The following is a 15,987-nucleotide window of genomic DNA, read 5'->3' as shown; positions in this document are numbered from 1 at the left end:
TAACCTATTTCATCCGCCGAAGCCCCGCACTACAACGATACCGTCCCTCATGGTAATAGGCGAATAAATCATCCATTGATTGTACACACTGGGCAATGCCCCATTCTTCAGCCCATTCCAGAAGCCCTTTAGGAAAATTCATACCTTTCATCATAGCCAAATCAATGTCCTCCCGGGAAGCAATATTCCAGTGCAATGCGTCCGCTGCTTCATTAAAAAGCATCATCAGGATCCGCTCAAAAATTTGTTGCAATAAAGCTTCATCGGTACTGGCCTTGGGTATACCTCGATTGTAATCATAAAAGCCCCGACCGGTTTTTCTGCCCCAATAGCCCGCCTCAAACAGACGCTTTTGGGTAAACGATGGCCGATAACGTGGCTCTTGGTAGCAGCTTTGGTACAAACTCTCGGTTACCCTGAAATTCACATCGTGACCAATGAAATCCATCAATTGAAAAGGCCCCATGCGAAATCCACCCAAACTAGTCATAGCCGCATCAATGGTCGCACAATCGGCAATGCCTTCGTCCAAGATGCGTAAAGCCTCTGTATAATAAGGCCGGGCAATGCGGTTAACGATGAAGCCCGGGGTGTCTTTGGCTACAACGGGCAATTTTCCCCAGCGCTCCAGTTCTTTTTTTATCAAATCCAGCCATTGCTCATTCGTCTGAACAGCGGGAACCAACTCTACCAATTGCATCAGAGGAACCGGGTTGAAAAAATGCATCCCCAAGACTCGTTCTGGATGCTCACAGCTGGCGGCGATCGCACTCACCGAAAGGGAAGAAGTATTGGTGGCCAAAAGACAGCTGGGACTGACCACTTTTTCCAAACGGCTGAACAATTCTTTTTTGATGGCTAAATCTTCGACAATGGCTTCGACAACCCAGTCGCAGGGACGGAATTTTTCCAACTGATCCACCCAGGCGATGCGTTGCAAAGTAGCCATCACTGCAGTGGCACTGGAACGGCCTTTCTCCACTTCTTTCTGTAAACTCTGGTCAATTCGTGCCAGCGCTTGTTGGCCAACCTGGGGTTGCGCGTCGTATAAAAACACTTCATGTCCAGCTTGGGCTGCTACTTGCGCAATCCCAGCGCCCATGGTTCCAGTTCCTACAATTCCTATTTTCATTCTTCTAACGTAGGCATTTGAAATAATCGAAAGGCTCCAGGCATTCCTCGCAGCGGTACAAGGCCTTGCAGGCCGTGGAACCAAAGCGACTCAGCATAGTGGTATGTTGGGAGCCACACTGTGGGCAAGATACGATTGGCTCCGCACCAAACAAAGCTTTGGTGCTGCTGAGTGGTTCAACCGGGGGAGCAATGCCATAGGCCAGGAGTTTTTGTTTGCCTGCTTCGGAGAGCCAATCGGTGGTCCAGGCAGGTTGTAGTACCAGATTTACTTTTACTGCAGTATATCCCGCTTGTTCCAAAGCTGTTCGGATGTCCATCGCAATGGTGTCCATTGCTGGGCAGCCCGAGTAGGTAGGGGTGATTTTGATTTCCAGACCTGTCTCATTTTGTTCAATGCTGCGCACTACACCCAGGTCTACTACACTCAGGACGGGGATTTCCGGATCGTGGACGGATTCGAGGATTTGCCAGATGTGGTGATCGTTTTGCATTTGGTTTTCCATATCACCATTGGCAATTGGGATAAGCCCGTTGTAAAAATTGCATTTCGGCCAACAGATAGCCCAGATGCTCAGTATGTACACCGTTTTTACCACCTTTTTGCATCCAGGTTTGCTTTGGAATTTCAAGCGTGGCTTCCGTCAAAACGGTTTGGACTTGTTGTTCCCACAAAGGGCGAATCAAACTCAAATCAGGAGCAAGGCCCATGATGGTCAATAGCTGATCAGTTGCATTTGGGGTAGTCAATTCTCCGGTGAATTCCCACAATTCGTTCAGTGCATTTTCCACCCGCCGATGGCTCTCTTCGGTGCCATCACCCAGGCGGATTACCCATTCCGAAGACCATTTCAAGTGATAGGTTGCTTCTTTGAGGGACTTAACAGCGATGTTGACCACGTTTTCGTCTCCCGATTCTGTAAGGGCCTGCAAATAATGGTAATGATAGGCATCGAAAAAAAACTGACGCAGCACGGTCTGCCCAAAATCGCCATTGGGCAGTTCTACCAACAAAACATTGCGGTACTCGCCTGCATCGCGTAGGTAAGCGAGATCGTCTTCGCTTTGCCCCTGACCGAGTTGTGCAGCGGCCAATTGGTACCAGTTGCGCGCTTGCCCGATCAGGTCAAGTGCCAAATTGGATAAGGCAATGTCCTGCTCCAGAATCGGCCCATGTCCACACCACTCTGACAAGCGATGGCCCAGCACCAGGCTGGTGTCCGCCATGCGCAGCAAAAAATCATTCAGTGCCGCATTTACTTCCTCAGGATAATGATTCGCCTCAAACATAGTCCAGTTTTTGTAGTGGGACAAAATGATCACTTATTTTTTTATCGCCCCTTAAATATGGGTAAGAGAATCGGGTACTTCGTAAAAAGTCGGGTGCCGATAGGCCTTGTCGTCGGCCGGGTCAAAAAAGGCTTCCTGCTCATCGGGGTTCGATGCGTGGATGTGCTTCGACTCCACCACCCAAATGCTCACACCTTCCCGGCGGCGGGTATACACATCTCTGGCATTTTCCATTGCCATTTGTGCATCGGCAGCATGCAGGCTCCCCACGTGTTTGTGGTCAAGTCCTTGTTTGCTGCGGATGAAAACTTCCCAGAGGGGCCATTGTGTGTCCATGTCTACTGATTATAATGACGAATAATTCGAATGACGAATGACGAATTTTAGGCAGCCGGCAAATTCGTCATTCGTCATTCGAATTATTCGTCATTCTTTTTTTAGCATAAGCGGCAGCCGCCTCCCGCACCCACGCCCCTTCCTCGTGCGCCTTGCGGCGGGCTTCGAGTCGTTGGCGATTACAGGGCCCATTGCCTTTGACTACCTCCCAAAATTCATCCCAGTTGATGGGGCCAAAATCGTAGTGTCCTCGCCCTTCATTCCATTTTAATTCAGGATCAGGAATGCTCAGCCCGAGGTATTCGGCTTGAGGAACGGTAACATCGACAAATTTTTGGCGGAGTTCATCATTTGTAAAACGTTTGATTTTCCACTGCATCGATAAGGCTGTATTGGGGGATTCATCGTCCTTGGGCCCAAACATCATCAGTACTGGCCACCACCAGCGGTTGAGGGCATCCTGGGCCATGGCGCGTTGCGCTTCTGAACCCTTGGCGAGGGTCATCATGATTTCGTAGCCCTGGCGCTGATGAAAACTTTCTTCCTTACAAATCCGCACCATCGCGCGGGCGTAAGGGCCATAGGAGGTACGGCACAAAGGCACCTGATTCATAATGGCGGCCCCATCTACCAACCAACCAATTGCCCCCATGTCTGCCCAGGAGAGGGTGGGGTAATTAAAAATGCTGGAATATTTGGCCTTGCCACTGTGCAGGTCATCGATCATTTGTTCCCGGCTGGTGCCCAGGGTTTCGGCGGCACTGTAGAGGTAAAGGCCATGCCCGGCTTCGTCCTGAACTTTAGCCAGGAGTACGGCTTTTCGCCGTAGCGATGGCGCACGAGTGATCCAGTTACCCTCTGGCAGCATCCCCACAATTTCCGAATGGGCATGTTGGGAAATTTGCCGAACCAGGGTCCGCCGATAAGGCTCAGGCATCCAGTCTCTGGGCTCGATGCGTTGGTCTTCGGCGACCCGCAGGTCGAACTGGGTTTGTAAATCAGGATGAGCTACCATAGTCATTTATTTTGCATCAAAATCCAATGTCACTTGTGCTGAACGAGGATGGCTTTGACAGGTTAAGACATATCCTGCTGCAACCTCGTCCGCTTCAAGTGCATAATTGACCTGCATTTTTACATTTCCGGACAACACCTTGGCCCGGCAAGTGCAACAAACGCCACCTTTGCAGGCGAATGGCAAATCAGCACCACTGCGCAAAGCCACATCCAGTACACTTTCCCCGTCGTAGGCAACAGGGATTTCAAAGATGCCGCCGTCCAGGTGGATTTTGACCTTACTTAAAGGGCCTTTAATCTCGTTGTCAAGAGTGGGTTTTGGAGCTTTGTTTTTTACACCAAATAACTCAAAGTGAATTTTTTGGGGATCAAAAGCTGCTTCAATCAAGGTCTGTTTTACGGTATGGATCATGTCCTCCGGGCCGCAGATAAAACATTGATCGATGCGCTCGACAGGGATGAGTTTTTGTAAAAAAGAACGACACTTTTCAGCATCGATTCGCCCGTGGAACAAGGGCGCATCTACCATTTCCCGGCTCAAAACGTGGTAAATGCTTAACCGCCCCATGTGACGGTTTTTCAAAGCTTCCAATTCCGCTTTAAAAAGGATGGAATGCCGGTTTTGATTGCCGTAAAGCAAAATGAACCGGCTCTGTGGCTGGTTAGCTAGAGCTGTTTTGAGGATAGACAGGATAGGGGTGATGCCACTTCCTGCGGCAAAGGCGATATAGGTTTGGGCATCCTGGCTTTCAATTTGCTGCCCAAATCTGCCCATTGGAGGCATCACATCGATCGTATCTCCCACTTTTAATTGCTCATTGGCAAAGGTGGAAAACAGGCCTCCGGGTACTTTTTTGATGGCCACCCGCCATTCCTGCTCCAAGGGACTGCTGCATATGGAGTAAGAGCGCCGGATTTCCTGGCCCTGGAGATTCACCCTAAAAGTCAGGTATTGCCCTGCTGAAAATCGGAATTGTTCCTGTAGTTCAGCAGGAATATGTATGGCAACGGAGATACAATCAGTGGTCTCACGGCGGATATCGGCGACTTTTAAGGGATGAAATTTCATAGTTCTTTTCCTAATGCAGCAAAAGTACAGGGATTTTACAAACTAACAAACGTTAGTACGTTTTTGTTTTTGGTAAAAAAAAGACCCTTGGGTGTGTGAAAATGAGAGAATGGCCTACTTTTATTTTTTTAATTTCATTTAAGCACATGCAAACAATAGCCCTTAGCGACTACAACATTTACGTTGGCCCGATTGAAACGGGATGGCAGCATTTTTTGGCGCAGAAAAAATACGGCCAGATTTTGGTCATTGCGGATGAGAATACGGCCCGGCATTGCCTGCCTCGTTTAACGGCTGCTTTAGGAAATCAGCACTACCTACTGATCAAAATCCCGCCTGGTGAGCAGCACAAACACATCGGAACTTGTCAGCACATCTGGCAACAAATGTTGGATGCTGGGCTAGATCGGAAAGCTTTGGTCATCAATCTGGGAGGTGGCGTGATTGGTGATATGGGTGGCTTTTGTGCGAGTACCTACAAAAGAGGTGTGGATTTTGTACAAGTCCCAACCACTTTACTTTCCCAAGTAGATGCATCGATCGGAGGCAAGTTGGGCATTGATTTTGGCATGATCAAAAACAGCATTGGGGTATTCTGTAACCCGCAGGCGGTTTTTGTTGATCCGGCATTTTTGACTACCCTATCTGCCCGCGAGATCCGCAGTGGGTTTGCTGAGATCATCAAACATGGCCTGATCCAAGATGTGGAACAATGGGATAAAATCAAAAACATCAGCGATTTGAGTGGAGTCAATTGGGCAGAATTGATTGTGCCCTCTTTGCTCATCAAAAAACACGTGGTTGAGGAAGATCCCTTTGAGCGAGGCTTGCGCAAGGCGTTGAACTTTGGTCATACCATCGGTCATGCGGTGGAAGGATTTGCACTGGAAACAGATCGCCCCTTGCTGCACGGTGAAGCCATCGCCATAGGGATGATTACGGAAGCCTGGTTGTCTCAGCAACAAGGGTACCTCACAGCAGCGGATTTGGCAGAAATCAGCGCATTTTTTATCAAAATTTATGGCCATTACACCCTGCACGAAGAAAATTTTTCAGCGTATTTCCGTTTAATGGGAAATGATAAAAAGAATGAAGGCCAAAAGATCAATTTTTCCCTGATTGGTGCACCCGGCCAGGTGCACATCAATTGCCATGCGGAAGCCCCTGAGATTATGGATAGCCTACGCTATTACCAGCAATTGAGTCATTGAAAATAATTTGTATCTTTGGGTATATATTAGCCAAAGCTTATGCGCACAATCATCGAATATCTTTTTAGTGGAGCCAACCATCCTACCCACTTAGTCATCGTAAAATGGATGTGGCGACTGACCTTGTACGGGTTGCTTTTTGGATTTTTGTTTTTTGTGCTGTTGTCTTTCACCAACTTGCCCTCCTTGCAGCAATTGGAGAACCCGCGCAGTGAGTTAGCTACCCAGATTTTGGCCGACAATGGCGAATTGTTAGGAGTGTATGCTGCTGAAAACCGTATTCCAATCACCTACGATTCTTTATCCCCATACCTCGTCCATGCGCTGATTGCTACGGAAGACAAACGGTATTACGAGCACGCTGGCATCGACTTTGAAGCCTTAGGCCGGGTATTGTTCAAAACGGTATTGCTGCAAAAACGCAGTTCGGGGGGTGCCAGTACCATTACCCAACAGCTGGCCAAATTGTTGTTTACCCAAAAACCAGGCTCTGGTTTGGCGCGGGTGATGCAAAAATTTAAGGAGTGGATCATTGCGGTACGCTTGGAGCGAAAATACACCAAAGAGGAAATTTTGTCGATGTACCTGAACAAGGCAGAATTTGTCAATAATGCCTACGGCATCAAGGCTGCCGCCGATACCTATTTTAGCAAAACGCCCAAAAATCTGGAGCTTCAGGAAGCCGCCATGCTGATTGGGATGCTGCAAAACCCTTCCTACTTCAATCCAATCCGCCGGCCAGAGCTGTGTAAAAAACGCCGGGAAATCGTGTTGAACCAAATGGTGAAAAATGGCTCACTCACCGAAACCCGCTACAACGAATTGCGGACAACCGATCTGGGTATCAAATTTCGCCGCAAATCCCATATCGATGGCATCGCTACTTATTTCCGAGAGGAATTGCGCCAAGACCTCAAGGTGATTTTAGCCAGTAAGGAATGCCAAAAACGCTCCGATGGTACCCCCTATGATTTGTACCGGGATGGTCTAAAAATTTATACCACCATCGACGGTGAAGTACAAAGGCTGGCCGAAAGAGCCATGATCAAACACATGTCCAGTTTGCAGAAAGCCTTCTGGAATGAATGGCGGGGAAAAGACCCCTGGAACTACAAAGGAGGTTCGGACGCCAATATTCCCCAAGTGCCTACTCGCCAGGCTGCACTAGAAAACAACATTCGGGCAACAGATCGCTACCAGGTGCTGCGCGATTTGTACCTGGGCGAGATCACCCGGCGCATTGAGTCTGATGCGATTGGGGAAGGTTTTTTCCATGAGGACGATCGTGAAATTGACCGCATGGAAAAAGAAAATCAGAAAGCTGGCTATCTGAATCAGTTGGTAGAGGAACAAATTATCGGGGTCAACCTGGCGGCCCAATACCGCAAGGTGATGAACCATCAGGATTTCCCCCAATTGCTCACCCAATGGCGGCGTTTGCAAGAGGTGGTCAAACGGGATTTTCGTCGCCCCGTGCGGATGAAAGTTTTTACCTATGAACCCGGGCGCAATTTTGAAAAAGACACAGTGATGTCGCCGCTAGACTCTATCAAATACCACCGCATGTTTTTGCAAACCGGTATTTTGGCAGTGGAACCCCGCAGCGGTTACGTCAAAGCCTGGGTAGGCGGTATCAACTCCAAATATTTCCAATACGACCATACCCGGATCAGCCGGCAGGTAGGTTCTACCTTCAAGCCATTTGTATATGCAGCGGCAATCGCGCTCAATCGACTCTCCCCCTGTTACACCGTTTACGATGTCCAGCAGACCATCGAACCAGGTGATGGGGATTTCAATTTGTACAGCCGGTGGGCCCCCCGCAACTTTAACAATGAATATTCCGGTCGTTTGATCAATTTGAAAGAAGGGCTGCGCAAGTCCAAAAACTCGGTATCAGTCCAACTGGTCAAAGAACTCAAGAGTACACTACCCATCCGCACCCTGGTGCATGCAATGGGCATCGACAGCAGTACCCGTTACCCCAATGGGCAGTACCGAGTGCCTAAAAGCCCGGCAATTTGTCTTGGAGCTGCTGATTTGAGCGTGATGGAAATGACAGGTGCATTTTCCACCTTTGCCAATAACGGCCTTTATGTACGCCCCACCACCGTTTTGCGCATCGAGGACAAAAATGGTAAGGTGATTTACGAATCCGAGATACGGGAGGAACAAGCCATTCAGGCTGCCCCCAACTATGTAATGGTCGAACTATTGCGTTATGCGGCCAATATCAGTGGAGTTAAAAGTGATGTGGGTGGTAAAACTGGTACGACCAACGACTTCGTGGATGGCTGGTTTATGGGTATGACGCCCAATCTGGTGGTTGGCACCTGGGTAGGTGGTGAAGATCGTTGGGTTCACTTCCGTTCTTCTACCTATGGTCAAGGGGCACGGATGGCCAAGCCATTTTTCGTAGAATTCATCCGCCAATTGGAAAGTGCCAAAGACTTGCGCTTCGATGCTTCCAAACGTTTTTATCGCCCTCCGGGAGACTTGGGCATCGAACTCGACTGTTCTAAATACACCCAGGGTGGTCTAAATTTGAATGATCCGGGCGTAGGAGCTGGTAAGGAAGATCAGTTCGGGGATGAGTTGAATAATTAAGCGGGGTCTTTAAATCAAATTTTGAGGCAACACCAAAAGCATTCCTTTTTTTTTACTTTTGCAAAAACATACTAGTGTCCCGAGCATTACTTCATGCCCGGGACACTAGTGTTTCTCAAAGGATTAAATGACCGCGCTAATGCCATACCAACGCATCGCTTACTTTGTTTTCATCGGGATTTTCTTGGGGCTGCAGGCTTGTACGCCTCCTTCTGATAAAAAAGTTTCCGCTGTAGTACGTACCAATATTTTTGAGGATGCTACGGCCCAGGAAATTTACCAATTGCAAGACGCCCGCAACGTTGATAGTTTGCTCTTTTACTTGCGCGATGCAGATCCCAGCTACCGTTACGCTGCGGCTATGGCTTTTGCCTCCATTAAAGACAGTACAATTGTAGAGCAGTTGGGCGAATTGCTCAAAGATGAATCGCCCGATGTACGGTATGCAGTGGCCTATGCATTGGGGCAAACTCAGGCCAAAGCGGCAGAACCCTTGCTGATTGCAGGCTTCGATCGTTTTGACAGCACCGGTACTTCCATGAAAGTCAATGCTGCAATTTTGGAAGCCATTGGCAAATGTGGATCCAAAAAAGCGCTGCAACAAATGAGTGCCGTGAGCACTTACAAACCTAGTGATTCAATTCTGGTAGAAGGTCTGGCCTGGGGGATTTACCGCTTTGGACTCCGGGGCATTACGGATAGCACTGCCACCAAACGTATGGTGGAAATGCTCCTGAATAAACAGTTTACACCCCGCATTCACTACGTTGCTGCTTATTTTTTAGCCAGGGCCAACGTACGATTGGATACTTTTGCGTCCCAATTGGCACCATTGGCTCCTAAGGCGAGTAACCCATTTATTCGGATGGCTTTGGCCAGCAGTCTGGGCAAAACCTACAAGCCATACGCAGTAGATACCCTGGCACACTGGTTACCCAAGGAGCCTGATTATCGGGTGCGCATCAACATTGTGCAGGCTCTGGGAAAACTGGACTACAAACTTACTCGGATTGCGCTGTTTAATGCCTTGCGAGATCCCAATAGCCATGTGGCTGCCACTGCGGCCAAAACCCTGGCGACCTATGGACAAGGCCGCGATGCCACCTATTACTGGCGGCTAGCCAAAGATTCTACCCTCAACTGGGCGGTGCAAGCCAATTTGTATGCTGCGGCCCAACGTTTGCTCCCACCTTTGTATGCTGACTATCGGGAAACGATGAATTTCCAGTGTCGCCGACGTTACGAACGGAGTCAAACTGCTGAAGAAAGAGCGGCCTTTCTGGACGCACTCAGTGAATTTGGCTGGAACTACCGCTACATCCAACAACAAGCTGTTGCGGTAAAAAGCCCGGTAGTGCGCATAGCCGCCTGGAATGGTTTGAAAAAAATCGCCACACGTCCCGATTTTGAACGTTTCTTTGGCCTGGGCTGGCGAAAAGTAGGCAAGGAATTGTCGATTTTTTTCAAACAAGCCTCACTGAGTAAAGATCCGGGCTTAATTGCCGTAGCTGCGGAAGCCCTGCGGGTGCCTCAACGCAATTTTGGACAATATTTTGCCCAGGTGGGCTTTTTGGATACTGCGCTGGCAAGCCTCAAATTGCCCCGCGACATTGAAACCCAATTTGAAGTACAAAAAACGATCAGCTTCCTGAAAGGCCAGCCAGAACCCAAGCCTGGCAAAACCGACCCCAGGAAACACCCCATCAATTGGGAAACCCTGGCTAACTTGCGCGAACGCCCGGTGGCCATCATCAGCACCAGCAAGGGTACGATTCGGGTACAGTTGATGCCAGAGATCGCTCCCGGTTCGGTAGCCATGTTTGTGGAACAGGCTCGTAAAGGGTATTACAATGGCAAATCTTTCCATCGGGTGGTTCCCAACTTTGTCGCGCAGGGGGGTTGCCCTCGGGGCGACGGCTATGGTAGCCTCGATTTTACCTTGCGCACCGAAGTGCCCGCCCCTATGCGTTATGACAACGAGGGCTTGGTAGGCCTCGCCTCAGCTGGACTGGATACCGAAAGTGTACAGTTTTTCATCACCCATTCCCCTGCACCTCATCTTGACGGAAATTACACTATCTTCGCCACTGTAATCGATGGCATGAGTGTGGTCCACGACTTGCATGTCGGCGATGTGATCAATAAAATCAGCATTCAATAGTGATACAAGTTTGCAGGGTGTAATCCAAAAAACTACGAACTTGAAACCCCGGAACCTTTTCAAATAAACGCACACATGAAAAACACTCCACTCACTGAAAAACACATTGCACTGGGCGCCAAGATGGCCCCATTTGCAGGCTACAACATGCCGATTTCCTACACGGGTATTCAGGAAGAGCACCATACCGTACGCAATGGAGTGGGCGTATTTGATGTGTCGCACATGGGCGAGTTCATTGTAAAAGGAAAACAAGCGCTGGAGTTAATCCAACACATTACCACCAATGATGCGTCCAAATTAGGCGTTGGCCAAGCACAATATTCTTCCTTACCCAACGACAAAGGTGGGATTATTGACGATTTATTGGTTTACCGTTTGCCCGAAGACAATTGTGCGGAAGGTGAGCGGGCCTACATGCTGGTAGTGAACGCTTCCAATATTGAAAAAGACTGGAATTGGGTCAATGCACACCTGGAACCAACAGCTGAGTTCGCGCGTGGTTTTGATACCCGGGTGATCAACATTTCTGATCAAACTTCATTGATTGCTGTACAAGGCCCCAAAGCTTTACAAACCCTACAACCATTGACTGGCATCGATTTGGGCCGGATCAAGTACTACAACTTTGCCAAGGGTAAATTCGCAGGATTTGATAATGTTATCGTTTCAGCCACCGGGTACACTGGGGCGGGTGGCTTTGAAATTTATGTAGACAGTAGCCATGCTGCTGCGATTTGGGATGCCATCTTTGAATCCGGCAAACCGCTGGGGATTGCTCCCATTGGTTTGGGTGCCAGGGATACCCTGCGCTTGGAAATGGGCTTTTGTTTGTACGGAAACGACATCGACGATACCACCTCTCCACTTGAAGCCGGCTTGGGTTGGATAACCAAACTAGCCAAACCCAGTTTCATTGGAAAAAATATCTTTGAAGCACAAAAGGCAGCTGGCGTCAGCCGTAAGCTGGTTGGTTTTGTACTGGAAGACCGCCGCATTCCTCGTCACGATTATGAAATTCTGGATGCCCAAGGCCAGGTCATTGGCAAAGTAACTTCGGGCTCGCAATCGCCAACCCTGGGTAAACCCATTGGGATGGGCTATGTCAAAACGGAATTTGCTGCACCTGGAACCGAAATTTTCATTTCGATTAGTGGCAAAAGCCTCGCAGCCACAGTGGTTAAAACGCCATTTTTAGTACATACGTAAACAAAAGTGCCTGCTTTTACATTTAATTATGTACTTTCAGGAAATTTTGAAACTATTGGACAAATGAACCTGCCCGAAGGAAAAGATAAATTTTTACAGTCTTGGGGAGCTTTTGGCTCTAGTTGGGGTGTCAACCGCACGATGGCGCAAATCCATGCCCTTTTGATGATCGCTCCACAAGCGCTCAGTGCCGATGACATCATGGAGGAGCTGAAAATTTCTCGTGGCAATGCCAACATGAATTTGCGGGCCTTGATCGACTGGGGTTTGGTATTCAAAGAACTCAAGGCTGGAGAGCGCAAGGAGTTTTTCGTGGCAGAAAAAGACATGTGGAAGGTGGTCAAAAACATCATCATCCAACGCAAAAAGAAAGAATTGGAGCCCATGCTCAAGGTTCTGGACGAATTGTCCAGCGTAGAAGGGAGCGACCCGGAAGCCGAAGAATTCGTCCGAATGATTAAAGAAATCAAACTCTTTTCCAGCAAAGCCGATTCTACCCTCGATACTTTGGTGAAAGCCGATTCCAATTGGTTCGTGGGAACATTTATGAAAATGATTAAGTGAAAAGTGAAAAAAAATACACCAAACGGTGAAATCCAAATGATGAACTAATTTTTCACTTTTCGCTTTACATCGCTACTATTTTTCGTACCCCAATCGTTCCATTGACATTCACCTGGCAATAATACTGACCCATCGGAAGGTTTTGGCGTTGGAGCACAAACTGATGGGTTCCCGCAGGATAATACCCTTCTACCACCGTTTGAACCACTTTACCCAAGCCATCCAACAAACGTACGGATATCTGACCACCATTGGTTTGTAGGCTGATGGTGCTGCTTTCCCGGAAGGGATTCGGCCTGAGGTTTAGGTCAAATGATTCCGCCGTCTGCAAATCACGGGTGGGGGTAGAAATAGATTTAAAGATGGGTAAAATGGGAAATTTTTGCCCCAAAATAGATTCTGGCTGTTCCAAGCCAAACCAGTCTTTCAGTATCGTGGCATAAATGGCGCGAAAATCATTTTCCATAGGCAAATCATCTGATTCTCCCAAATCAGTAGGAACCTGTGGATTTTTGCCGATGATGCCCGGATTGACCGCCTTGCCAAAAACGAACAAAGGAGCAGCTGCCCCGTGATCCGTACCAAAGCTACCGTTAGAACCAATCGTACGGCCAAATTCTGAAAAAGTCATCCCGACCACCCGATCATCAATACCCATAAGTTTGAGATCGTCCTGAAAAGCAAAAATGGCTTCCGACAGCATCTGCAACAATTCGGCATGGTTGCCCTCCAGAGGGTTCCCAGATGGATTGATTTGCTCACTATGGGTATCAAAACCATGTAAAGTACAAATGTAGATGGGTGTTTTTAGCCCCCCTTTGATCAACTGCGCAACAATTTTAAGCTGGTCAGCCAGGTAGTTTTTTTCATCGGGAGGATAGAGCGTGGATTGGTTACGGCCTTTGTCAGCTGCACCTTTTACGGATTTAAAGTATTGTTGCGCCTGTTGGGTAACCAGTCGAATGTACTCCAACTCATCACCAAAAGGGCCATCGGGTGCGGGTTCTACCACACTGTTGACAAACTCATAGTAGGCCTTCGGATCCGTAATCGCCATACCCATGGGCCATTGGCTGCCGACCAAAGCCAAAGACATCACGGCGCCCAACTGAATGGCCAAAGGGTCAGGGTTCGCGTCGCTTGGATAACCGGTAGGAAAGCCCGGGTAGCGCTGTTCCAGGTAGCGGCCAGCCCAGCCATTTTCAATGTTCACATCCGCATCGGAAGCCGACATCCAAATGTCCGCTGAGCGAAAATGGGAATAATCTTGTTCGGGGTACCCTACATTTTGCACTACTGACACCAGGCCGTCATTGTACATTTTTTGAAAGGGGGTCATCGCAGGGTGAAGGCCGTTGACCTGAGTTCCTTGCAAGCGCAGTACATTGCGCTCGGGGATCAAGAGGTTGCGCCGGAATTTGCTCAGGTTGCGGTATTGATCCAGCGGGATAAAAGTATTGATCCCATCGTTGCCACCATTCAGTTCAATGAGTACCAATACCCGGTTTTCGGGATTTCCGTTGAAGCTTAGGGCGTCCAAAAAAGACCTTTGTGGCGCGGTATTTAAGGGCATGCCCTTTAAAGAAAAGGAAGCCCCTGCTGCGGCGGCACAACTATGATAGAGGAATGATCTGCGTTCCATAAAGCATTAATTTTGGGAAAAGGATTAAATCAACTGGTATTCGGGTTGACCCATCAAGTACTTGTGCAAGGCCGCCAGGCGGTACCAGACCGTATCCCGAGCCGCTTTATCCCGGGGGTTAGCGGTGTAGTTTTTCCAGGCCACGGTCCAGTAATAGTCCTGGGCTTGGCCCGACAGCAAAATGCTCTTCAGTACTTGTTTTTTTGCTGTGGAAAAAGGCATGGGCATCAACACTTGTAAGATGCCGTCGATCAGCAAATTTGGATCATCGGGGCGAGGAAACTGGTTGGCAAAAGCAATGTGATCGATAAAAACCTTATACCCTGAATCCGTTTCATAACGCCAATAGGTCATCACATCGGAGTAAATGTTGCGGTTGCGCAAAGTATCGCTGTTGATCCAGGCACGGTAATACTTGGGGGCTTGTCGAAAAGCTGGCCATCCTGCCACATTGGGCGGATCACCCGGCAGCATTTGTAAGTCGTTGCAAGTCCAGCCCAAGCTGGTCAGAATTTGGTACTGGTCATATAAGGTAGGTCCGTTGATGTAGACGTTGAAATTGCGCAATACGCCAATGACCAAATCCAAAGGGGTTTTGATAAAACAACCTTTATTCACTGCATCAAAGAAATGTTCGCTGCGCAATAAGGCCGAGATGACGGGTAAAATCTGGTACTTGTTTTGGCGCAGGATTGCCGCCAAGGGTTGAATCACGTTTTTTTCTACCTCTTCATCTATCTGATAATACACAAAGAAGCGGTACAACTTCCGGCAGATGTAAAGAGAGACTTCATCCTTTTGGAAAATCATATCAATTAACTCCCGAACTTCACGCTCTGCATCAGCCCCACCCTTGATGACGCGATTGTTGTAAAAAGCGGAGAATTGTTTGTCCGTTTGGTCGTGCGACCAGGGGTCTAAGAAAACTTTATTGGTTTCGTATTCCAGTCGCCAACCCGTCAACACTTTTGCGGCAGCTACTACATCGGCCTCGGTATAGTGATCGGGGTTGTCTTTTCCGATGGTGAAGAGTTCCTGCAATTCGCGGGCATAGTTCTCATCTGGCGCATTGACTCCGTTGTACAGGCCGTTGAGGAAAAAAAGCATGTGTGGGTCCACCGTTACATCATACACCAGCTGTTTGAAATCACCCAATGCATGTTTGCGCAGGATCATGTAATGTTTGTAACAAGCCTGGCCACTAAAGGAAATATCGGTGCGGGTGGCAAAATGATTGTGCCAAAAAAGGATGAGTTTCTCCAGAATATTGGCTTCGGAAGTAATCATCCGTTCCATCCACCAGCTGCGCCAGGAGGTGATGCGGAAAAACTCCCCGTCGTTGTTGCGTCGGGCGTTAACCCAAGTTTTGCCTAAAGGGACATCCGGGTCGGTAAATTCTTCGTTGTTGTAATTGTTGACGGGCGGGGCAGGCTCGGCTTTGGGGATGGTTAAAACATAGTCCACGGCTTTTTGGGCATCCCCCAGGTAATAGAGTTGATCAATTTGTACCTGGCTACAGCCAAAAGTAGCGCGCCGCAGCAAATGGGCGGCTTGCTCCCGGCCCCAAATGCCCGTATATGGAGTTAGCCCTCCTTGAAGGGTAAATGCGGGCGGGGCAGTGGGTATTTCTGGTTCAATGTAGGGCGTTTCCACCAGCAAACCCTCAGTTGGGAGTTGGAGGAAAGTCCGGCGGGAAGAGGAGAACTCGGCCATAAGGGATTGATTTGCTTAGAGTATTAACGAATATAAG

General features: G+C 48.6%; 13 protein-coding genes. 5 read left to right on the top strand and 8 right to left on the bottom strand.

Features of this window, described 5'->3' with window-relative positions; genetic code table 11:
* Nucleotides 1-4: 4 nt before the first annotated feature.
* From ACO08K_RS15860 to paaE, 6 genes are all read right to left on the bottom strand, one after another.
* Entirely contained in the window at nucleotides 5-1,132 is a 1,128-nt protein-coding gene (locus tag ACO08K_RS15860; protein WP_421797382.1) for a 3-hydroxyacyl-CoA dehydrogenase NAD-binding domain-containing protein, read from the bottom strand.
* Between the two features lie 4 nt (nucleotides 1,133-1,136).
* On the bottom strand, nucleotides 1,137-1,637 hold the full coding sequence (paaD, locus tag ACO08K_RS15855) for a 1,2-phenylacetyl-CoA epoxidase subunit PaaD (protein WP_421797381.1): 501 nt from the start codon (nucleotides 1,635-1,637) through the stop codon (nucleotides 1,137-1,139).
* Nucleotide 1,638: 1 nt separating this feature from the next.
* Nucleotides 1,639-2,421: a 1,2-phenylacetyl-CoA epoxidase subunit PaaC gene (gene paaC / locus ACO08K_RS15850; protein ID WP_421797380.1), complete on the bottom strand. Its 783-nt coding sequence runs from the start codon at nucleotides 2,419-2,421 to the stop codon at nucleotides 1,639-1,641.
* A gap of 51 nt (nucleotides 2,422-2,472) precedes the next feature.
* Nucleotides 2,473-2,757 (bottom strand): 1,2-phenylacetyl-CoA epoxidase subunit PaaB, encoded by a 285-nt coding sequence (gene paaB, locus ACO08K_RS15845; protein WP_320028914.1) that lies wholly within the window; start codon nucleotides 2,755-2,757, stop codon nucleotides 2,473-2,475.
* 67 nt (nucleotides 2,758-2,824) lie between these two features.
* Nucleotides 2,825-3,772, bottom strand: coding sequence for a 1,2-phenylacetyl-CoA epoxidase subunit PaaA (gene paaA, locus ACO08K_RS15840; RefSeq protein ID WP_421797379.1), 948 nt, complete (start codon nucleotides 3,770-3,772; stop codon nucleotides 2,825-2,827).
* 6 nt (nucleotides 3,773-3,778) lie between these two features.
* Nucleotides 3,779-4,843: a 1,2-phenylacetyl-CoA epoxidase subunit PaaE gene (gene paaE, locus ACO08K_RS15835; RefSeq protein WP_421797378.1), complete on the bottom strand. Its 1,065-nt coding sequence runs from the start codon at nucleotides 4,841-4,843 to the stop codon at nucleotides 3,779-3,781.
* 146 nt (nucleotides 4,844-4,989) lie between these two features.
* Here paaE and aroB point away from each other — a divergent pair, with 146 nt between their 5' ends.
* The 5 genes from aroB (at nucleotide 4,990) to ACO08K_RS15810 (ending at nucleotide 12,595) form a co-directional block, all read left to right on the top strand.
* Nucleotides 4,990-6,054: a 3-dehydroquinate synthase gene (gene aroB / locus ACO08K_RS15830; protein WP_421797377.1), complete on the top strand. Its 1,065-nt coding sequence runs from the start codon at nucleotides 4,990-4,992 to the stop codon at nucleotides 6,052-6,054.
* Nucleotides 6,055-6,093: 39 nt separating this feature from the next.
* Nucleotides 6,094-8,661, top strand: coding sequence for a transglycosylase domain-containing protein (locus tag ACO08K_RS15825; protein ID WP_421797376.1), 2,568 nt, complete (start codon nucleotides 6,094-6,096; stop codon nucleotides 8,659-8,661).
* A gap of 139 nt (nucleotides 8,662-8,800) precedes the next feature.
* Nucleotides 8,801-10,822, top strand: coding sequence for a peptidylprolyl isomerase (locus tag ACO08K_RS15820; RefSeq protein ID WP_421797375.1), 2,022 nt, complete (start codon nucleotides 8,801-8,803; stop codon nucleotides 10,820-10,822).
* Nucleotides 10,823-10,897: 75 nt separating this feature from the next.
* Nucleotides 10,898-12,031, top strand: coding sequence for a glycine cleavage system aminomethyltransferase GcvT (gcvT, locus tag ACO08K_RS15815; protein WP_421797374.1), 1,134 nt, complete (start codon nucleotides 10,898-10,900; stop codon nucleotides 12,029-12,031).
* 63 nt (nucleotides 12,032-12,094) lie between these two features.
* Nucleotides 12,095-12,595: a GbsR/MarR family transcriptional regulator gene (locus tag ACO08K_RS15810; protein ID WP_421797373.1), complete on the top strand. Its 501-nt coding sequence runs from the start codon at nucleotides 12,095-12,097 to the stop codon at nucleotides 12,593-12,595.
* Between the two features lie 64 nt (nucleotides 12,596-12,659).
* On the opposite strand, the gene ACO08K_RS15805 is transcribed toward ACO08K_RS15810, so the two are convergent.
* Together ACO08K_RS15805 and ACO08K_RS15800 are read right to left on the bottom strand one after the other, a co-directional pair.
* A complete protein-coding gene (locus tag ACO08K_RS15805) occupies nucleotides 12,660-14,237 on the bottom strand; it encodes a DUF1501 domain-containing protein (protein WP_421797372.1) in 1,578 nt (525 codons plus the stop codon).
* 24 nt (nucleotides 14,238-14,261) lie between these two features.
* On the bottom strand, nucleotides 14,262-15,950 hold the full coding sequence (locus tag ACO08K_RS15800; protein ID WP_421797371.1) for a DUF1800 domain-containing protein: 1,689 nt from the start codon (nucleotides 15,948-15,950) through the stop codon (nucleotides 14,262-14,264).
* Nucleotides 15,951-15,987: the final 37 nt, after the last annotated feature.

The sequence above is a fragment of the Haliscomenobacter sp. genome, from assembly GCF_965225875.1.
Lineage (GTDB): Bacteria > Bacteroidota > Bacteroidia > Chitinophagales > Saprospiraceae > Haliscomenobacter.
The sequence above is the reverse complement of the archived record's forward strand: the minus strand, read 5'-3'. Positions and strand labels throughout refer to the sequence as shown.

Excerpts from the sequence above, each read along its gene's own strand:
- paaA (WP_421797379.1), bottom strand. The coding sequence starts at position 3,772 with ATGGTAGCTCATCCTGATTTACAAACCCAGTTCGACCTGCGGGTCGCC.
- paaD (WP_421797381.1), bottom strand. The coding sequence starts at position 1,637 with ATGGAAAACCAAATGCAAAACGATCACCACATCTGGCAAATCCTCGAA.
- ACO08K_RS15805 (WP_421797372.1), bottom strand. The coding sequence starts at position 14,237 with ATGGAACGCAGATCATTCCTCTATCATAGTTGTGCCGCCGCAGCAGGG.
- ACO08K_RS15820 (WP_421797375.1), top strand. The coding sequence starts at position 8,801 with ATGCCATACCAACGCATCGCTTACTTTGTTTTCATCGGGATTTTCTTG.
- ACO08K_RS15810 (WP_421797373.1), top strand. The coding sequence starts at position 12,095 with ATGAACCTGCCCGAAGGAAAAGATAAATTTTTACAGTCTTGGGGAGCT.
- paaE (WP_421797378.1), bottom strand. The coding sequence starts at position 4,843 with ATGAAATTTCATCCCTTAAAAGTCGCCGATATCCGCCGTGAGACCACT.
- gcvT (WP_421797374.1), top strand. The coding sequence starts at position 10,898 with ATGAAAAACACTCCACTCACTGAAAAACACATTGCACTGGGCGCCAAG.
- ACO08K_RS15860 (WP_421797382.1), bottom strand. The coding sequence starts at position 1,132 with ATGAAAATAGGAATTGTAGGAACTGGAACCATGGGCGCTGGGATTGCG.
- ACO08K_RS15825 (WP_421797376.1), top strand. The coding sequence starts at position 6,094 with ATGCGCACAATCATCGAATATCTTTTTAGTGGAGCCAACCATCCTACC.
- ACO08K_RS15800 (WP_421797371.1), bottom strand. The coding sequence starts at position 15,950 with ATGGCCGAGTTCTCCTCTTCCCGCCGGACTTTCCTCCAACTCCCAACT.
- paaB (WP_320028914.1), bottom strand. The coding sequence starts at position 2,757 with ATGGACACACAATGGCCCCTCTGGGAAGTTTTCATCCGCAGCAAACAA.
- paaC (WP_421797380.1), bottom strand. The coding sequence starts at position 2,421 with ATGTTTGAGGCGAATCATTATCCTGAGGAAGTAAATGCGGCACTGAAT.
- aroB (WP_421797377.1), top strand. The coding sequence starts at position 4,990 with ATGCAAACAATAGCCCTTAGCGACTACAACATTTACGTTGGCCCGATT.